Origin of the sequence: Actinomadura gamaensis (assembly GCF_042652125.1) — a bacterium.
Lineage (GTDB): Bacteria > Actinomycetota > Actinomycetes > Streptosporangiales > Streptosporangiaceae > Spirillospora > Spirillospora gamaensis.
Genome location: NZ_JBHSIT010000016.1, coordinates 123,667 through 139,438, shown reverse-complemented (window position 1 = coordinate 139,438; position 15,772 = coordinate 123,667). Strand labels below are relative to the sequence as shown.

Annotated in this window: 14 protein-coding genes, 1 tRNA gene and 1 pseudogene; 2 read left to right on the top strand and 14 right to left on the bottom strand. The window is 72.5% G+C overall.

Translation table 11 applies throughout. The features are described 5' to 3' along the window. Positions 1 to 109: 109 nt before the first annotated feature. Complete coding sequence (locus ACFPCY_RS39100; protein WP_378264200.1) at positions 110 to 592, bottom strand: hypothetical protein; 483 nt, start codon at positions 590 to 592, stop codon at positions 110 to 112. A 401-nt stretch (positions 593 to 993) separates the two neighbouring features. After that, the gene (locus ACFPCY_RS39095) at positions 994 to 2,697 is read right to left on the bottom strand and encodes a solute symporter family protein (RefSeq protein WP_378264254.1); all 1,704 of its coding nucleotides are present in this window, start codon (positions 2,695 to 2,697) and stop codon (positions 994 to 996) included. Between ACFPCY_RS39095 and ACFPCY_RS39090 the strand changes: the two genes are divergently transcribed. Continuing rightward, positions 2,615 to 2,824, top strand: coding sequence for a hypothetical protein (locus ACFPCY_RS39090; RefSeq protein WP_378264258.1), 210 nt, complete (start codon positions 2,615 to 2,617; stop codon positions 2,822 to 2,824). The genes ACFPCY_RS39095 and ACFPCY_RS39090 overlap by 83 nt on opposite strands. 4 nt (positions 2,825 to 2,828) lie before the next feature. Here ACFPCY_RS39090 and ACFPCY_RS39085 read toward each other — a convergent pair whose 3' ends face one another. Further along, on the bottom strand, positions 2,829 to 3,605 hold the full coding sequence (locus ACFPCY_RS39085; protein WP_378264198.1) for a DUF485 domain-containing protein: 777 nt from the start codon (positions 3,603 to 3,605) through the stop codon (positions 2,829 to 2,831). A 742-nt stretch (positions 3,606 to 4,347) separates the two neighbouring features. Here ACFPCY_RS39085 and folP point away from each other — a divergent pair. Continuing rightward, positions 4,348 to 5,256: a dihydropteroate synthase gene (gene folP, locus ACFPCY_RS39080; RefSeq protein ID WP_378264196.1), complete on the top strand. Its 909-nt coding sequence runs from the start codon at positions 4,348 to 4,350 to the stop codon at positions 5,254 to 5,256. Between the two features lie 58 nt (positions 5,257 to 5,314). Here folP and ACFPCY_RS39075 read toward each other — a convergent pair whose 3' ends face one another. The 11 genes and pseudogenes from ACFPCY_RS39075 to ACFPCY_RS39025 all read right to left on the bottom strand — a co-directional run bounded on the left by ACFPCY_RS39075 (position 5,315) and on the right by ACFPCY_RS39025 (position 15,661). After that, on the bottom strand, positions 5,315 to 5,965 hold the full coding sequence (locus tag ACFPCY_RS39075) for a dihydrofolate reductase family protein (protein WP_378264193.1): 651 nt from the start codon (positions 5,963 to 5,965) through the stop codon (positions 5,315 to 5,317). 46 nt (positions 5,966 to 6,011) lie between these two features. Then, entirely contained in the window at positions 6,012 to 6,623 is a 612-nt protein-coding gene (locus tag ACFPCY_RS39070; protein WP_378264191.1) for an MFS transporter, read from the bottom strand. 297 nt (positions 6,624 to 6,920) lie between these two features. Next, on the bottom strand, positions 6,921 to 8,063 hold the full coding sequence (locus tag ACFPCY_RS39065; protein WP_378264189.1) for a DUF2690 domain-containing protein: 1,143 nt from the start codon (positions 8,061 to 8,063) through the stop codon (positions 6,921 to 6,923). 194 nt (positions 8,064 to 8,257) lie between these two features. Further along, positions 8,258 to 8,330: transfer RNA gene (locus tag ACFPCY_RS39060), tRNA-Thr, on the bottom strand. Between the two features lie 86 nt (positions 8,331 to 8,416). After that, positions 8,417 to 9,364 (bottom strand): aldo/keto reductase, encoded by a 948-nt coding sequence (locus ACFPCY_RS39055; protein WP_378264187.1) that lies wholly within the window; start codon positions 9,362 to 9,364, stop codon positions 8,417 to 8,419. 44 nt (positions 9,365 to 9,408) lie between these two features. Then, the gene (gene rlmB, locus ACFPCY_RS39050) at positions 9,409 to 10,341 is read right to left on the bottom strand and encodes a 23S rRNA (guanosine(2251)-2'-O)-methyltransferase RlmB (RefSeq protein ID WP_378264185.1); all 933 of its coding nucleotides are present in this window, start codon (positions 10,339 to 10,341) and stop codon (positions 9,409 to 9,411) included. Positions 10,342 to 10,969: 628 nt separating this feature from the next. After that, positions 10,970 to 11,342 (bottom strand): annotated as a pseudogene (locus tag ACFPCY_RS43150) (Clp protease N-terminal domain-containing protein); the annotation flags it as partial. Between the two features lie 111 nt (positions 11,343 to 11,453). After that, positions 11,454 to 12,848 carry a cysteine--tRNA ligase gene (cysS, locus tag ACFPCY_RS39040; RefSeq protein ID WP_378264181.1) on the bottom strand — a complete coding sequence of 465 codons (1,395 nt, stop codon included), beginning with the start codon at positions 12,846 to 12,848 and terminating at the stop codon, positions 11,454 to 11,456. 92 nt (positions 12,849 to 12,940) lie between these two features. Beyond that, positions 12,941 to 13,327 (bottom strand): PPOX class F420-dependent oxidoreductase, encoded by a 387-nt coding sequence (locus ACFPCY_RS39035; RefSeq protein ID WP_378264179.1) that lies wholly within the window; start codon positions 13,325 to 13,327, stop codon positions 12,941 to 12,943. Positions 13,328 to 13,517: 190 nt separating this feature from the next. After that, positions 13,518 to 14,273 (bottom strand): DUF6585 family protein, encoded by a 756-nt coding sequence (locus ACFPCY_RS39030; protein WP_378264177.1) that lies wholly within the window; start codon positions 14,271 to 14,273, stop codon positions 13,518 to 13,520. A 200-nt stretch (positions 14,274 to 14,473) separates the two neighbouring features. Then, positions 14,474 to 15,661 carry a homogentisate 1,2-dioxygenase gene (locus ACFPCY_RS39025; protein ID WP_378264175.1) on the bottom strand — a complete coding sequence of 396 codons (1,188 nt, stop codon included), beginning with the start codon at positions 15,659 to 15,661 and terminating at the stop codon, positions 14,474 to 14,476. Positions 15,662 to 15,772 lie beyond the last annotated feature (111 nt).

The following is a 15,772-nucleotide window of genomic DNA, read 5'->3' as shown; positions in this document are numbered from 1 at the left end:
CCGAGGCGACCCCGGCACTCCGGCACTTCGGGACACGCGCGGCGACAGGCGTCTCAGAAACCCATCTTCACGACAGCGGCGCCGCCGAACGGCCCCGCGGAGGACGGGTTCAGGAGCAGGTGCCGAAGGGGTGGTCGCAGTGGTGGGCGTGTCCGCCCAGGTCGGCGCGCGCCTTGTCGACCAGCTCGCCGGGGCCGGTGAGCAGCCAGTTCGGGCCCTGGAGGATCGCGAACGCGCCGTTCTCGCCGATCGCGCTCTGCCCGACGCCGCTGCGCCAGCTGCGCAGCGCGGTGTCCATCGTGAGCCCGAGGCCGGGCGACAGGACGGTGGCGGCGACGTAGCGGCCCTGGTAGCGGCACTCGACGCGGGTGGCGTCCGAGCTGCACCCGGTCGCGCCGTCCGCGCGCAGGACGCGTCCGAGCTCGGCGGTGTCGGAGTAGGCACGAGCGCTGGGGGCGGACTTCGCGGTCGCCGCGCCGCCGTCGCCGCCGCAGCCCGCGAGCAGCGCCGCCACGCCGGCCGTGGCGAGCGCCGTGGCGAGCACGGTGCCTCCGGTCGAGCAGGCGAGGGCGAGCGTGGACTTCGGCTTCATGCGCACCAGCCTGCCGTACCGGCAGGTAACCCCAGGCCGTCCGGCGGTGTTAGTCCCCTCACGAAAGTGATCACTGCCGGAGCCGGCCGGGCGCGCAGACCGCGGCCCGAGACGGGCACGCCCCGAAACGGCCCGGACGCCGGACGAGCGCGCCGCGAAACGGCCCGGACGGAAAACGGGCGCGACGCGGGACAGGCCGGACGCGAAACGGGCGCGACGCGGGACAGGCCGGACGCGAAACGGGCGCGACGCGGGACAGGCCGGACGCGAAACGGGCGCGACGCGGGACAGACCGGACGCGAAATGGGCGCGACGCGGACAGCCCGGGCGCGAAGGAGGCCGGACGCCCGGACAGGCGGGACGCGCCGGAGCACGTCCCGCCCGTCCAGGGGGTGATCGGGTCAGGCCGAGCCGGCGCCCGTCAGCGAGCGGAACGAGAGCTCGTCGTAGCGGCGGGTGTCGGCCTCGCCCCGGCCCAGGTACGTCCCGGCCACCGCGCACAGGAAGCCGAGCGGGATGGAGACGATGCCGGGGTTCTCCAGGGGGAAGAAGTGGAAGTCCACGTTCTTGGGGAACAGCGAGAGGCTCTCGCCGGTGAGGGGATCGACCTTGCCGGACACGACCGGGGAGAAGAACACCAGCACCAGCGAGCTGACCAGGCCGCCGTAGATCCCCGCGACGACCCCGGCCGAGTTGAACCGCTTCCAGAACAGCGACAGCGTGATCGCGGGCAGGTTCGCCGCCGCCGCCATCGCGAACGCGAGCGCGACCAGGAAGGCCACGTTCATGTTCTTCGCGATCACCGCGAGCACGATCGCGAGCACCCCGATCAGGCACGCCGCGAACCGCGCGACGCCGACCTCCTGCGATTCGCGCGGACGCCCGAACATCAGCACGTGCCCGAAGTAGTCGTGCGCGAGCGACGTCGAGGACGCCAGCACGAGCCCCGACACGACGGCGAGAATGGTGGCGAACGCGACCGCGCCGATGAACGCCAGCATCAGGTCCCCGCCGACCGGGCCGCCGATCTGGTCGCCGACGGCCTTGGCGAGCTGCGGCGCGGCGGTGTTGCCCGCCGGGTCCTGGGCGATGATGGCCTTGCGTCCGACCAGGGCCGCGGCGCCGAACCCGAGCGCGAGCGTCATCAGGTAGAACGCGCCGACCAGTCCGATCGCCCAGTTCACCGAGGTGCGCGCGGCACGGCCGTCCGGGACGGTGAAGAACCGGGTGACGATGTGCGGCAGGCCCGCGGTGCCGAGCACGAGGGCGAGCGCCAGGCTGATGAAGTCGATCTTGTTCAGCAGCGTCTTGACGCCGTCCCCCGGCACGTCCTTGCCGTACTTCAGGCCGGGTTGCAGGAACGCCGACCCCTTGCCGGACGACTCGGCCGCCGACCCCAGCAGACCGGACAGGTTGAACCCGAACCGGGCCAGCACCAGGACGGTCAGCACGGTCGCGCCGCCGATCAGCAGCACGGCCTTGATGATCTGGACCCACGTGGTGGCCTTCATCCCGCCGAACATCACGTAGAAGATCATCAGCGCGCCGACCACCACGATCGTCCAGGTCTTGGCGGCCTCCGCCGACATGCCCATGAACGTCTCGCCCGGGTGGACGCCGAGCAGCAGCGCCACCAGCGCGCCCGCGCCGACCATCTGCGCCAGCAGGTAGAACACCGACACGGTCACGGTCGAGACGGCCGCCGCGGTGCGCACCGGCGGCTGGTTGCGCACCCGGTAGGTCAGGACGTCGGCCATCGTGAACCGGCCCGCGTTGCGCATCAGCTCGACGAGCAGCAGCGTCAGCAGCCACGCGACGAGGAACCCGATCGAGTACAGGAACCCGTCGTAGCCGGACAGCGCGATGATCCCGGCGATGCCGAGGAAGGACGCCGCCGACATGTAGTCGCCCGCGAGCGCGATCCCGTTCTGCGGTCCGGAGAACGCGTGCCCGCCCGCGTAGTAGTCGACCGCCCCCTTGGTGTTGAGCCGGGCCCACACCGTGATCCCGAGCGTGACCACGATGAGGAACACGAACAGCCCGAAGGTCACGGCCCGTCCGTTGCCGCTGGCGACGCCGGGGATGTCCGCCGGGGCCGCCGCCACGGTCGCAGCCGTCGTCACCGCCGCCGTCTTCACCGCTGCCGCCGCCGTCTTCACCGCTGCCGCCGCCGTCGTCACCGCTGTCGTCGCCGTCGTCACCGCCGTCGTCGTCGCCGCGGTGAGGACTTGACCGATCAACTCAACCACCCCGGATCCGGTCGTACTCCCGTCCCGGACCAGGCGTCCGAGCCGTCCTCGTGCGGCGTCCGGCCGGGGACCTGCCCGGGCCGGTCGTCGGCGGGACCCGGCGGTCCCGGCACGTGTGCTCGACGGTCCTGCCGTCCCGGCAGCGGCCCCACCCCTGGCTCCGGCTGCGGACGTTCGGGCTCCTCCTCGTCGTCCAGCGCCGCCGCGGGCAGCGGGCTCGGCGGCGGACCGGCCGACTGCGGCGGCACCGGCGGCACCGCCGGCAGCACCGGCCACAGCGGCTGGGTCAGCATCGCGTCGATCGTCTTTTCCGGGCCGCCCGGAATCCCGCCGTACTCCACCTGCGACGGGATCGGCGTGGACGGCGGCGGGGACGGCGGCGGGGACGCCGGAGCGTTCCTCGCCGGCGCGGCCGGCACCGGATCGTCCATCGCGAATCCCGGATGCAGGGCGGCACGCTGCCGCCCCGCCCGGATCGCGGCCGGAGCGTCCGCCTCGTCGCGCAGGGCGGACGCGAGCGGGTCGAGCGACTCGCTCGCGTACCGCGCGTAGCACCAGGCCAGCGCGAAGGTGGACGCGAACTGCAGCACCCCGAGGACCAGGGCGACGTTGACGTTGCCGACGACCGTGCGCGCCATGAAGTCGCGCGCGAACGCCGAGAGCGCGACGTAGAGGAAGTACCAGCCGAGGAAGGAGCCCGCGATCGCCAGCGCGAGCCGGGCGAACCTCCTTCTCAGCAGGCGGAACCTCTCGTCACGCGCCATGACCGCGTAGCGCACGACCGGTTGCCCTCTCCCCCGGCCGTTCCCCCTGCGCTCCGGCGGTCCCGAGTCCCAGACCATCTGGCCCTCCCCTGACTCACCATGACCCTATGTAGTGATGTGACTTCACTATGAGATCAAACAATCATGGGACGCACGAGCCATTTCCGGAGAATGCTTGGAAGAAGCGCCAGCGGGCGGTCAAGAGCAAGTCCCACCCGTCATCCCTTTCCCCTATTTCCCCAGAGGTCCCAAGAGGCGGCACATTCCGCTGGCGCATCCGGAAGAGCCCCGTCTCCGCTGGGTAACGGCCCGTTCGATGCTCTCCAAGGCCCGTCTGACGGAATTGCTCCGCATTCTCGGTCGTCGTCCGGCCACGCTCCACCAAAGCCGGACGCTCGGGAATTCTCATGCATTCATGCGGCACCTCGCATAAGCATTCAGAGCACGCGTGTGCATCCGAACGTGCACGGACGCTCACGTTCGGCGTGTCTCCGACCGGGTCCGGCCCAGCGCTCGGCCTCCGGACTCGGCCTCCGGGCCCGACCTCCGGGGCCCGGGCTACGGGCCCGGGCTACGGGCCAGGCCTCCGGGCCCGGGTTCCGGGCCAGGCCTCCCGGCCCGGCCGCGGTCGTGGCGGCGTCGGGCCGGGAAACGCGCGCGGACGGCGCGGATAGGCTGAGCCGACCAGAACCGGGGCCGCACCGCCGGCCCGTCCAGCCAGCACCGCAGAAGGCAGGTCCACGTGGCAGGAGCCGTCCCGCACCGGGTCTACGCGCCGCAGCTCGTCAGCCCCCGGCGGACGATCGGACGCCGCTCCTTCGACTTCGACCGGCAGGTCGCGGTGATGGCGATCATCAACCGGACGCCGGACTCCTTCCACGACAAGGGCAGCACGTTCGCCCTGGACAAGGCCGTCGCGGCGGTCGAGAGGGCGCTGGACGAGGGCGCGGACTGGCTGGACGTCGGCGGCGTCCCGTTCGCGCCCGGCCCGGAGGTCTCGCCGCAGGAGGAGATCGACCGCGTCCTGCCGGTGATCGAGGCGGCCCGCGCCCGCACCGACGCGGTGATCTCAGTGGAGACCTACCATCCGGAGGTCGCGCGCGCCGCGTTCGCCGGCGGCGCCGACGTGCTGAACAACGTCACCGGCCTGCACGACCTGCGGCTCGCCGACGTGGTCGCCGAGACCGGCTCCAGCCTGATCATCACGCACAGCCTGGCCGAGCCCCGCACCCGCTACCCGCGGCCGGTCTACGCCGACGTCGCGGCGGAGGTCGGCGACTTTCTGCGCGACCGGGTCAAGCTCGCCCTGGAGCGCGGCGTCGCGCCGGACCGGATCATCATCGACCCGGGCCACGACCTGAACAAGAACACCCTGCACTCGCTGGAGCTGACCCGGCGGCTGCCGGAGATCGCCGACCTCGGCTACCCGCTGCTCGCCGCGATCTCCAACAAGGACTTCATCGGCGAGACCCTGGACCGGCCGCAGCGCGAGCGGGTCGAGGGCACGATCGCGGTCACCGTCGCGTCGATCCTGCTCGGCGCGCGGATCGTCCGGGTGCACGAGGTGCGCCAGGCCGTGGACGCCGTGCGGATGACCGAGGCCGTCCTCGGCTGGCGCGCACCGGCCTACACCAGGCACAACGTCGAGTGACCACGGCTCCACGACGCAACGTCGAGTGACTACGGCTCCACGACGCAACGTCGAGTGACTACGGCTCCACGACGTAGCGGGTGAAGAGGTAGTCGCCGTCCGGGATCGCGTGGACCAGGCGCATCCGCTGCGGCGTCTCCAGGACGGGGCCGTTCATGACACGCGTGGCGTCCCCGGCCGTGACCATCGGGCTGAGCGTGAGGCACAGCTCGTGCAGCCATCCGGCGGCGGCGACCTGCGCGAGCAGCCTCGGGCCGCCCTCGCACAGCATGCGCTGGTGGCCGCGTCCGGCGAGCTCGTCCAGCGCGGGGCCGATGTCGGCGAACGTCTCGCCGGTGAGCAGCACGTCCGCGCGCTCGGCCGCGCGCTTCAGCCGGTCCTCGGGCGCGGCGGCGCAGGTGACCACGATCGTCCGGCCGCCGTCGAACACGCCGCCGTCGAAGTCCAGGTCGAGGCTGCGCGAGACGACGGCGAGCGGGGGCGCCTCGTCCGGCCAGGAGTCGTACTCCCGGACGGTCGCCGCGCCCATGACCACGATGTCGGCCAGCGAGCGCAGGGCCGCCATGAGCGCGTGGTCCCCGGCGTAGCCGATGGCGCCGGTGTCGCCCTTGTACTGGATGCCGCCGTCCAGTGTCGCGATCATGTTCGCCCGCAGCCAGGGCGTCCGGTCCGGGTAGGGGTAGCGCTTCAGCAGCTCGTCGATGTCCACCCTCAGATTCTGGACGAGACACCCCGGTGTAAACGTCCGGGCCGGTTCAGGAACGCGCCGGTGCGGCGGGCTCGGCGGACGCGGCGTCCATCGCGGTGGCCGGAGCGCTGCGCTTCGGCAGGGTGAGCGTGACCAGCGCGGCGACGACGGCGACGCCGCAACCGAGCAGCATCGCGGTGTGGAAGCCGTCCTCGGACGGCAGGATGTGCCCGGCGACCGAGACCGTCAGCTGGGAGAGGATCACCCCGACCAGGGCCGCGCCGGTGGACGTCCCGAGCGAGCGCATCAACGTGTCGAAGCTGTTCGCCGCGCCGGTCTCGGACCGCGGCACCGCGCCCATGATCAGCGCTGGCATCGCGCCGTACGCCAGGCCGACGCCGCCGTTGATGACCAGCGCGACAACGAGGACGCCCCAGGTCGAGCCGAGCAGCGCGAGCGAGACGCCGTAGCCGAGCCCGGCCGCGCCGCCGATCCCCATGGACGAGCTGATCAGCGCGATCGACCCGCCGAGCCTCTCCGGTGGCAGCACGTCGCGCAGCGCGCTGATGCCGAGCGGGATCAGGCCCATGCCGACGCCCTGGACCCCGCGTCCGACGATCATCGGGACGACCGAGGACGACAGCGCGCACACCACCGACCCCGCGACCAGCGGGACCACGCACCTGAACCGGCAGACCTCCGCGCTCGTCCGCGCCGGGCTGCTCGACCGCATCCCGACCCGGGCGGCGGCATCGCCCGCAAATTCCGCCTCACCGCCGAGGGCGAGCGGCGGCTCGACGAGTGCCGCGACGAGATCATCCGCGGCCTCGACAAAGTCATGGCCGACTGGTCCGCCGAGGACGTCGCCGCCTTCGCGGCCTTCCTCAAGCGCTTCAACACCGACATCGAACGGCTCTCCGGCCGTCCCTGGCCGCGCCCCTGACCCAGTTTCGTCGGCGTGCGGCCGGCAGGCGGATCACGGGCGAGCCGACCCGCACTCGCGGGCACCGGTGGCAAGGCTGGCGCACACCGTTCCCGAAGCGGGCGTGGAAGCCGCCAGCATCGGCGTGGTGGCGGTTCCGGCCGACGAACGGACCTTGGCCTTCGCGCTGTGCCCGCCCGCGTCCACCTCGATCCGGTCATAGCGGCGGCCCTGTTCCAGCTCGCCCCAGAGCGCGCGGCAGGACGGGCTGAACCGCAGCCGCATCAAGGCGTGATCGACGCGGACGGTGGTCGCGGTGACCGCGTCGCGCTCGCAACCCCGCGCGGCGGCCGACTGCTGGTCGCAGCCCGCGTCCCGGCAGTCGGCCGCGGCCGCGGACACCGCGGGAGGGCGTCGGCTCGGCGAGGGCGATCCGACGTGCGCCGGACCGCGCGCGGACGGCGCCGAGGCGTCCGATCTGGACGGAGACGTCCCCCACCACAAGCCCATGCCCATTCCGACCGCAACCGCCCCCGCCCCGACGACCAGCACCGTCCGGACGCGCCGCCACGCCGCCCGCGGCACCTCCTCGGCCCCCTGATATCCCCCGCGCCCCGTCCCTCCGCGGAATGCGCCACTCCCGGACGCATCGCCGCCGGACGCATCGCCGTAAGACGCGCCCCCGCCGCGCGCATCTCCATTAGGCGCGTCCCCACTGGACGCGTCCTCGTCAGGCGCGTCCTCGATGAACGCCTCTTCGTCAGGCGCGTCCTTGATGAACGCGTCTTCGCTAGTCGCGTTCCCGCCGGGCGTGTCTTTGCCGGGCTTGCGGCCGGTGGGCGTGTCTTCGGTGAAGGCTTGTGCGGTGCGGCCTGGGTCGGCGGGGGTTGAGTTGCGATCGGCTCTGGCGGCGGACGATGAGAGGGCGCGGTGGCGGTGCGCGTGGTCGGCCAGGTCCCAGAGGGCCAGCAGGGCGTGGTGGTCGGCGCGCGCGAGGGCGGCGAACGCCGCGACGACCTCGCGGGGCGGGAGCGCCTGGCCGTTGAGGTAGCGGCCCCAGGCCGATCTGCTGGCCGGGGTCCTGCGCGCCAGGACGTCCAGGCTGAGCCCGGAGACGTCCTTGGTCTCGCGGAGCCGGACGGTCAGGTGCCGGACCTCCGGCGGCAGGGACTGGGGAAGTGGCTGCCAGGCACGCACCGTCGGTTCCCTCATTCCGTCGCTCGCCTCGGGCCGTCATTGCCTTCGATGCCGCGGCCGTCCCGCGCGTTCCGGCGCCGCGCGGCGGAAGTGCCCGAGGGAAGTGCCGAGGGAGTGCCCGAGAGGCGGACCGTAAAGGGACCAGAACGCGGAACAGGGCGTTCTCGGCTGCCGGGAACGCCCTGTCCATGGGGAGCCAGCGAGGGGACTTGAACCCCTAACCCTCGGTTTACAAGACCGATGCTCTGCCAATTGAGCCACGCTGGCGAGTACGTCCGCATCGTAGTCGAACGGACGGGTCCGCGCGTCCTCCGGTCGCGGCCCGAAAAGCGCGGCCGGAGGACGGCGGGCGGTCAGTAGCGGGTGCCGACCGGCGGCGGGACCTCGGCGAGTTCCGCCAGGTCAGCGCCTGTGAGGACGAGATCGGCGGCGGCGCAGTTCTCCTCCAGGCGGGAGATCCGCTTGGTGCCGGGGATCGGCACGACGTGGCCGCCCTGGGCCAGCGTCCAGGCGAGGGCGACCTGGCCGGGCGTCGCGCCGTGGCGGTCGGCGACGGCGCGGACCCGGTCCACGATCGCGAGGTTCGCCTGGAGCGCCTCGTCCTTGAACCGGGGCAGCCGGGAGCGGAAGTCGTCCGCGCCGAAATCCGCCGCCGAGGTGTACTGACCGGTCAGGAAGCCGCGGCCGAGCGGCGAATAGGGGACGAACCCGATGCCGTGCTCGGCGGTCCAGGCGACCGTCTCGTCGTCCCGCGTCCACAGCGACAGCTCGTTCTGGACGGCCGCCACCGGGTGGATCGCGTGCGCCTTCGCGATCTGCTCGGGCCGGACGTCCGAGATTCCGAGTTTCCGCACCAGGCCCTGCTCGACCAGTTCGGCGAGCGCGCCCCACGTCTCCTCCAGCGGGACGTTCTCGTCCACGCGGTGCAGGTAGTAGAGGTCGATGCGGTCGGTGTCGAGGCGGCGCAGCGACTCCCGGACGGCGGCCCGGACGTGCTCGGGACGGCCGTCCCGGTACATCGCGCGGTGGTCCTCGCCCGGCGGGATGCGCAGGCCCACCTTGGTGGCGAGGACGACCTCGTCCCGGCGGCCCTTCAGCGCCCTGCCGACGAGTTCCTCGTTGGTGAACGGCCCGTACACGTCGGAGGTGTCGATCAGCGTCGCGCCGAGGTCGATCGCCCGGTGGATCACCCGGGCCGACTCCGACTCGTCGCGCTCGCCCACGGTGTAGGCGTGGGTCATCCCCATGCAGCCGAGGCCGACCGCGCCGACCGACAGCCCCCCGATATCGCGCTTTTCCATTAAGAATCCTCCGGATCCGTACGTTGTGCCGGACCCGACGTTACTCAGGACGAACGGCGCCGCGACACCTCGTACAGGGCGACACCGGCCGCGACCCCCGCGTTCAGCGACTCGGCCCGGCCGGGCATCGGGATCGTCACGAGCAGGTCGCAGGTCTCCGCGACCAGGCGTCCGATGCCCTTGCCCTCCGAGCCCACGACCAGCACGAACGGGCCGTCCGCGATCTCCAGGTCACCGACCGCCGTGCCGCCCTCGGCGTCCAGCCCGGCGACGAAGCAGCCCGCCTTCTGGTACGCCTTGAGCTGCCGGGCGAGGTTGGTGGTCTGCGCCACGGGGACGGTCGCGAGCGTCCCGGCGGAGGTCTTCCACGCGCCCGCCGTGACCCCGGCCGCGCGCCGCTCCGGCACCACCACGCCGGACGCGCCGAACGCGGCGGCGCTGCGCACGATCGCGCCGAGGTTGCGCGGGTCGGTGATCCCGTCCAGCGCGACGATCAGCGGGCGGGTGCCGCGGAGCAGGTCGTCCGGGTGGGCGTACCGGTACGGCTTGACCTGGAGCGCGATGCCCTGGTGGACGGCCCCGTCGGTGAGCCGGTCGAGCTCGGTGCGCCCGGCCTCCAGCAGCGGGATGCCCCGGTCCGCGGCGATCTGGATCGCCTCGCGGATCCGCTCGTCCCGCGCGTCGGTCACGTACAGCGCCGAGCCGGGGACCTTGGCGCGCAGCGCCTCGACGACCGGGTTGCGGCCGGTGACCAGCTCCGGCGTCTCGCCGTTGGCGCGGCGCGCCCCGGCCGGGCGTCCGGCCGCCCCCTTGGCCGCGTCGGCCGCGGCCTTGCGCGCGGCACGGGCGGCGCCCGGGCCGAGCGTGTCGGTCCCGGTGCGGCGGGAGTTCTTGACGGCCCGCGCCTTCTGGCGCTTGCCGTGCCAGTGCCGGTCCTCGGCCTTCGGGGTCGGGCCCTTGCCCTTGCGCTTCGGCATGATCGTTACGCCCTTCGCGACGTTTGCGGCTTGCGGAGTGCACGCCCTCGTGGCGTCGGGCGGCTCGGATTCTCGGGCGCGAAGACTTCGCACACCCTCAAACCTCGAATTTTAGGCGCCTCCACGACCTGCCCGAACCATCCCCCTCCCGGACGCAGACGCAGCAGGCAGTTCCGGCCGCCCCGACCAGCGGGTTCAACCGGGCGCCCCCGACCGGCGGGCTCGACCGGCGCGCCCGCCCGACGGGCTCGACCGGCGCGCCCGCCCGGCGCGTTCGACCAGCGGGTTTTACGGGCGGGCTCTAGGAGCCGGGATGGTCAGGAGCCGGGACGGTCGTCCTTGTCGTCGCGGCGTCCCGTGAGGCGCGCGAGGTGCGCCTCGATCGCCGTGAGGCGGGCCAGGTACGTCTCGTTCGCGGCGAGCCGGGCGAGATGCGCCTCGTCGGTGGTGAGCCGGGCCAGGTGCGCCTCGATCGCGGCGAGACGGGCCTCGAGGCGGTCGAGCCGGTCCTCGTCGAGCGCGACGCGGCCGGGATGGACGGACGTCAGCGGCGACAGGCGCGGCGCGCGGCCCCGCAGCGACCGTTCGAGCTCCAGCCGGACGACCTTCAGGTCGCCGGTCGCGTCGGCGAGCACGCGGGCCGCCAGGCCGCCGCCCTCACGGATCACGCCGAGCAGCAGGTGACCGGGCACGATCACCTGCGAGCCGAGCCGGTTCGCCTCCCGCAGCCCGAGCTCCATCACCTTCTTGGCGCGGGGCGTGAACGGCACGGGGTCCGGCGGGTCCCCCTCGTCCGCCGGGCGCAGCTTGACGATCTCGGCGCGCAGCCGGTCCAGGTCGAGCCCGGCCCGCGCCAGCACCGAGCCGACGCCCGGCTCGTCCACCCGGGCGAGCCCCAGCAGCAGGTGCTCGGTGCCGATCGCGGAGTGCCGCAGCCGCCGGGCCTCGTCCTGCGAGAGGACGATCACCTGCCGCGCGTCGTCGGAGAACCGTTCGAACAACGGGACCACCTCTCGGGCGGGATGCCGGGGGGACCCTTTCGAAGGTACGCCGACTCCCGTCCGTCCCGAACCTTCCGGGACGGACGGAACCGGACAGTATTGGTGGTGCGGTCAGCCGCGCTTGAGGTCCCAGCGGGGGCCGTGCGGGGTGTCCTCGACCAGGACGCCGGCGTCGGCGAGCCCGTCGCGGATCGCGTCAGCGGCGGCGTAGTCCTTGCGCTTGCGCGCCTCCTGCCGCTGCTCCAACGCCACCTTGACCAGGGCCTCCACCACCGGGGTGAGGTCGTCGCCGGCCGCGGCGTCCCACTCGTCCGACAGCGGGTCGAGGCCGAGCACGGCCGTCATCGCCCGGACGGACGCCAGGTGCCGCCGGACGGCGTCCTTGTCCTCGGCGGCGAGCGCGTTGTTGCCCTCGCGGACGGCCTCGTGCACCGCCGCGAGCGCCTGCGGAACGCCCAGGTCGTCGTCCATGGCCTGGACGAACGCGTCCGGAAGCGGCCCCGGTTCGCCGGCGCCGACGACCTCGGCGGCGCGCTTCACGAAGCCCTCGATGCGCTGGTACGCCGCGACCGCCTCGGCGAGCGCCGTGTTGCTGTAGTCCATCAGCGACCGGTAGTGCGCGGACGCCAGGAAGTACCGCACCTCGACCGGACGGGCCCGTTCGAGCAGGTCGGGCAGCAGCACGACGTTGCCGACGGACTTGCTCATCTTCTCGCCGTCCACGGTGAGCAGCCCGTTGTGCATCCAGTAGCGGGCGAACCCGTCACCGGCCGCCTTGGACTGCGCGATCTCGTTCTCGTGGTGCGGGAAGATCAGGTCGACGCCGCCGCCGTGGATGTCGAACGTCTCGCCGAGGTACATCGTCGCCATCGCCGAGCACTCCAGGTGCCAGCCCGGACGGCCGTCGCCCCACGGCGTCTCCCAGGCGGGCTCGCCCGGCTTCGCGCCCTTCCAGAGCGCGAAGTCGCGCGGGTCGCGCTTGGCGTCCTCGTTCGGGGTGTCCCCGGGCGAGCGCATGTTCTCCAGCCGCTGGTTGGACAGCTCGCCGTACCGGTCGGCCCAGGAGTTCACGTCGAAGTACACGTCCCCTCCGGACGCGTACGCGTGCCCGTTCTCGATCAGCCGCCGGATCAGCTTGATCATCTCCGGGACGTGCCCGGTGGCGCGCGGCTCGATCGTGGGCGGCAGGCAGCCGAGCTGCTCGTAACCGCGTCCGAAGATCCGCTGGTTGCCCTCCGCGACCGCGAACCACGGCGTCCCGGTGTCCGCGGCGACCTTGAGGATCTTGTCGTCGATGTCGGTGACGTTCCGGACGAAGGTCACCTCGTACCCCGACGCCCGCAGCCAGCGCAGCAGCACGTCGTAGATCACGCCCGAGCGCAGGTGCCCAATGTGCGGCGCGGCCTGCGGCGTCGCCCCACACACGTACATCCCCACGCGGCCCTCTCGGAGCGGCTCGAACGCGCGGACGGTACGGGTGCTGGTGTCGTAAAGGCGCAGGCTCACGCCCCAAGGTTATTGGATCGCCCCCGGCTCGGGTGGCCTCAAACGCCCTTTCCCGCCGCCGGAGCCGGTCCGCGCGTCCCTCCCCGGGCCGTTCAGGCGACGACGTAGGACGGCGTCACCCGGACGATCACCCGCTCGACCGGGCCGGACTCCTTCCACGGACCGCCGGTGTACTTGTGGGCCAGCTCCTGGATGAGGGCGCCGTCCGGGTCGTCCTCGATGGCGGCCGTGCCGCGGACCTCGGCGTAGTCGTAGGGGTTGGCCAGGTCGTAGGTGGACAGGTTGACGCGCGGGTCGCGGACGAGGTTGGCGTACTTGCGGCGGCCCTTGGTCGTGGAGAACACGATCTGGTCGCCGTCCACCCTCGCCCAGACCGGGCTGGCCTGCGGCGACCCGTCCGGGTTGAGCGTCACCGCGGTGACGAAGTTCGTGCCGTCGAACAGCTCGCGCGCCTTGTCGTTGAGCGCCTTCTCGGCCATACCGCCCCTCCAGAAGATCAACTACTCCCGGCATCCTCGCATGCCCGCACGGCGCCGAGGCCAGCGGACGCGCCGATCCCCGCGGCGCGGCGTTAGCGGACGCGCCGGTCCCGCGCGGCGCGGCGTTAGCGGACGCCGGTCCCCCGCGGCGCGGCGTTAGCGGACGCGTCAGTCCTGCGCGGCGCGGGGTCTAGCGGACGCGCCGGTCCCGCGCCGCCGGCGTCCACGCGCAGAGCTCGACGAGCGCCACCGCGTTGGGCGTGTGCGCCGCGAGCGCGGTCAGCTCGGGACTCCCGCCGGCCGTGCTCACGCGCACGAGCCCGTTCACCAGCCCCACGTCGCGGACGGCGGCCCACGGGACCACCTGACCGTCCTTGCCGACCCCTTCCATATCAACCGAGAACGCCCCGAACCGGACCGTTCCGCCCCCGCGAACGATCGCCGCCAGCCGCGGCACGACCCGCGCCGTCACCTCCGCGACCACGACCTCACCCAGCCTCCGGACGTCCGGAAGCCGATCGTCCAGGGGCAGGTCACGCCCACCCTCGGCGGTGACGACGAAGCGCCACCGCGTCCTGCCCCGCGTCCCGTCCCGGACCCCCGCGACGGTCACGGCGGACAGGTCATCCCAGTGATAAGCGACGGTCCGTCCCGTCCCCGCATAAACCAGCCCGCCGTCGAACAGATAAACCACGGGCCGCTGCTCCCGAAACCCCGCCCGCAGCACGATCCGCCCCGCGACCGCCGTATAGAGAACGGCGACGACCGCAGCCAGCACCCCGATCCAGAACCGCCCCGCCGCGAGATACAACCCCGCCGCCGGCGCCAGCACCAGGACGGCGAGCACGAGCAACACGACCCACCCGATCGCCCGCCGCCGCCCCGACCGCCCGTCGAAGACCCGGACCGGCACGCCGAGCCCATGTGCGGCAGCCCGCTCCAACACCGGACGAGGAAAAGGCACAAACTACCGCCTACCCCGAGCCCCCGGAAGAAATTCCCCACCCCCCGCCATACCCCCCTAACCTCACCAAGCCCGGCCGTGCAAGCACCGCAGCCTGACCGACGCCTGGGGGCTGAATGCCAGCGGCGGCGAGGTGGGGTGGGTGGTGCGCGCCGGTGGGGGTGGCGCGCACCACGGGAGGGTCAGGTCGCGGTGCGGGACCAGGTCCAGGCGTATTCGGGGTCCTCGCAGCGGCGGGCGGCGGGGCCCAGGTCGAGGGGACGGAAGGTGTCGATCATGACGGCGAGTTCGGTCGCGCGGTCGTGGCCCTGCTTGACGGCGTCGATCACGGCCTCCACGGCGCCGGGCTGTGGTCCGTGCGTGAAGCCGGCCGGGTGCAGGGAGATCGATCCGATGCTGATGCCCGAGCCCTTGCGGGCGGTGTAGTCGCCGCCGACGTAGAACATCATCTCGTCGGAGTCCACATTGTGGTGGTTGTACGGGATCGGCACGGCCTCCTCGTGGAAGTCGAGCGGACGCGGGCAGAAGGAGCAGATCACGAAGTTCGGGCCCTCGAACGTCTGGTGGACGGGCGGCGGCGCGTGCGTCCGCTTCACGATGGGCTCGAAGTCGTGGATGTTGAACACGTACGGGTACAGGTAGCCGTCCCAGCCGACGACGTCGAACGGGTGGTGCAGGTAGGTCAGCCTGGACAGCCCGCCGCGCGTGCGCACGATGACCGGGACCTCGCCTCCGTCCACCTGCAAGGGCTCGGTGGGCGCGCGCAGATCCCGCTCGCTGTACGGCGCGTGCTCAAGGAACTGCCCGAACTGCGAGAGGTACCGCTTGGGCGGACGCACGTGACCGCTGGCCTCGATGACGAGCGCGCGCAGGGTCTCGCCGTCCTGCGGCACCCACCGGTGGATCGTCCCGGTCGGGATCACCACGTAGTCACCCTCGCCGACTTCCAGCGCGCCGTAGGTGGACTCGAACGTCGCCCGTCCCGTCTGGACGTAGACGACCTCCGCGCCGACCGAGTTCCGGTACAGCTCGCTGGGGCCGGACGCGGCCACGAACGACATCCGGACGTCCTGGTTGCCGAACAGGATCTGCCGCCCGAGCACCATGTCACCGCCGACCGGGAGGTCCTGGGTGCGGTATCCGCGCGGCTGGAGCGGATGGTTGGGGACGAGGGACTCGGCCGCGGCCCCTTCGTCCAGCCCCTCGCTCTTGATGATCGCCGTGGGCGCGTACCGGTGGTACAGCAGGCTGGAGTCGGACGAGAATCCCTCCTCGCCCATCAACTCCTCGGCGTAGAGACCGCCGTCCGGACGGCGGAACTGCACGTGACGCTTGCGTGGGACCTCGCCCACGACCCGGTAGTACGGCATCGCTGCCTCCAGTAGGGGACGCCATCGTCATCAACACCGTACGTCCCGACACGTTCGGGCCGCAGCACGCGGGATCCCCACGCCCGGTGTCCCTCCTGGTTAATGTGGGTG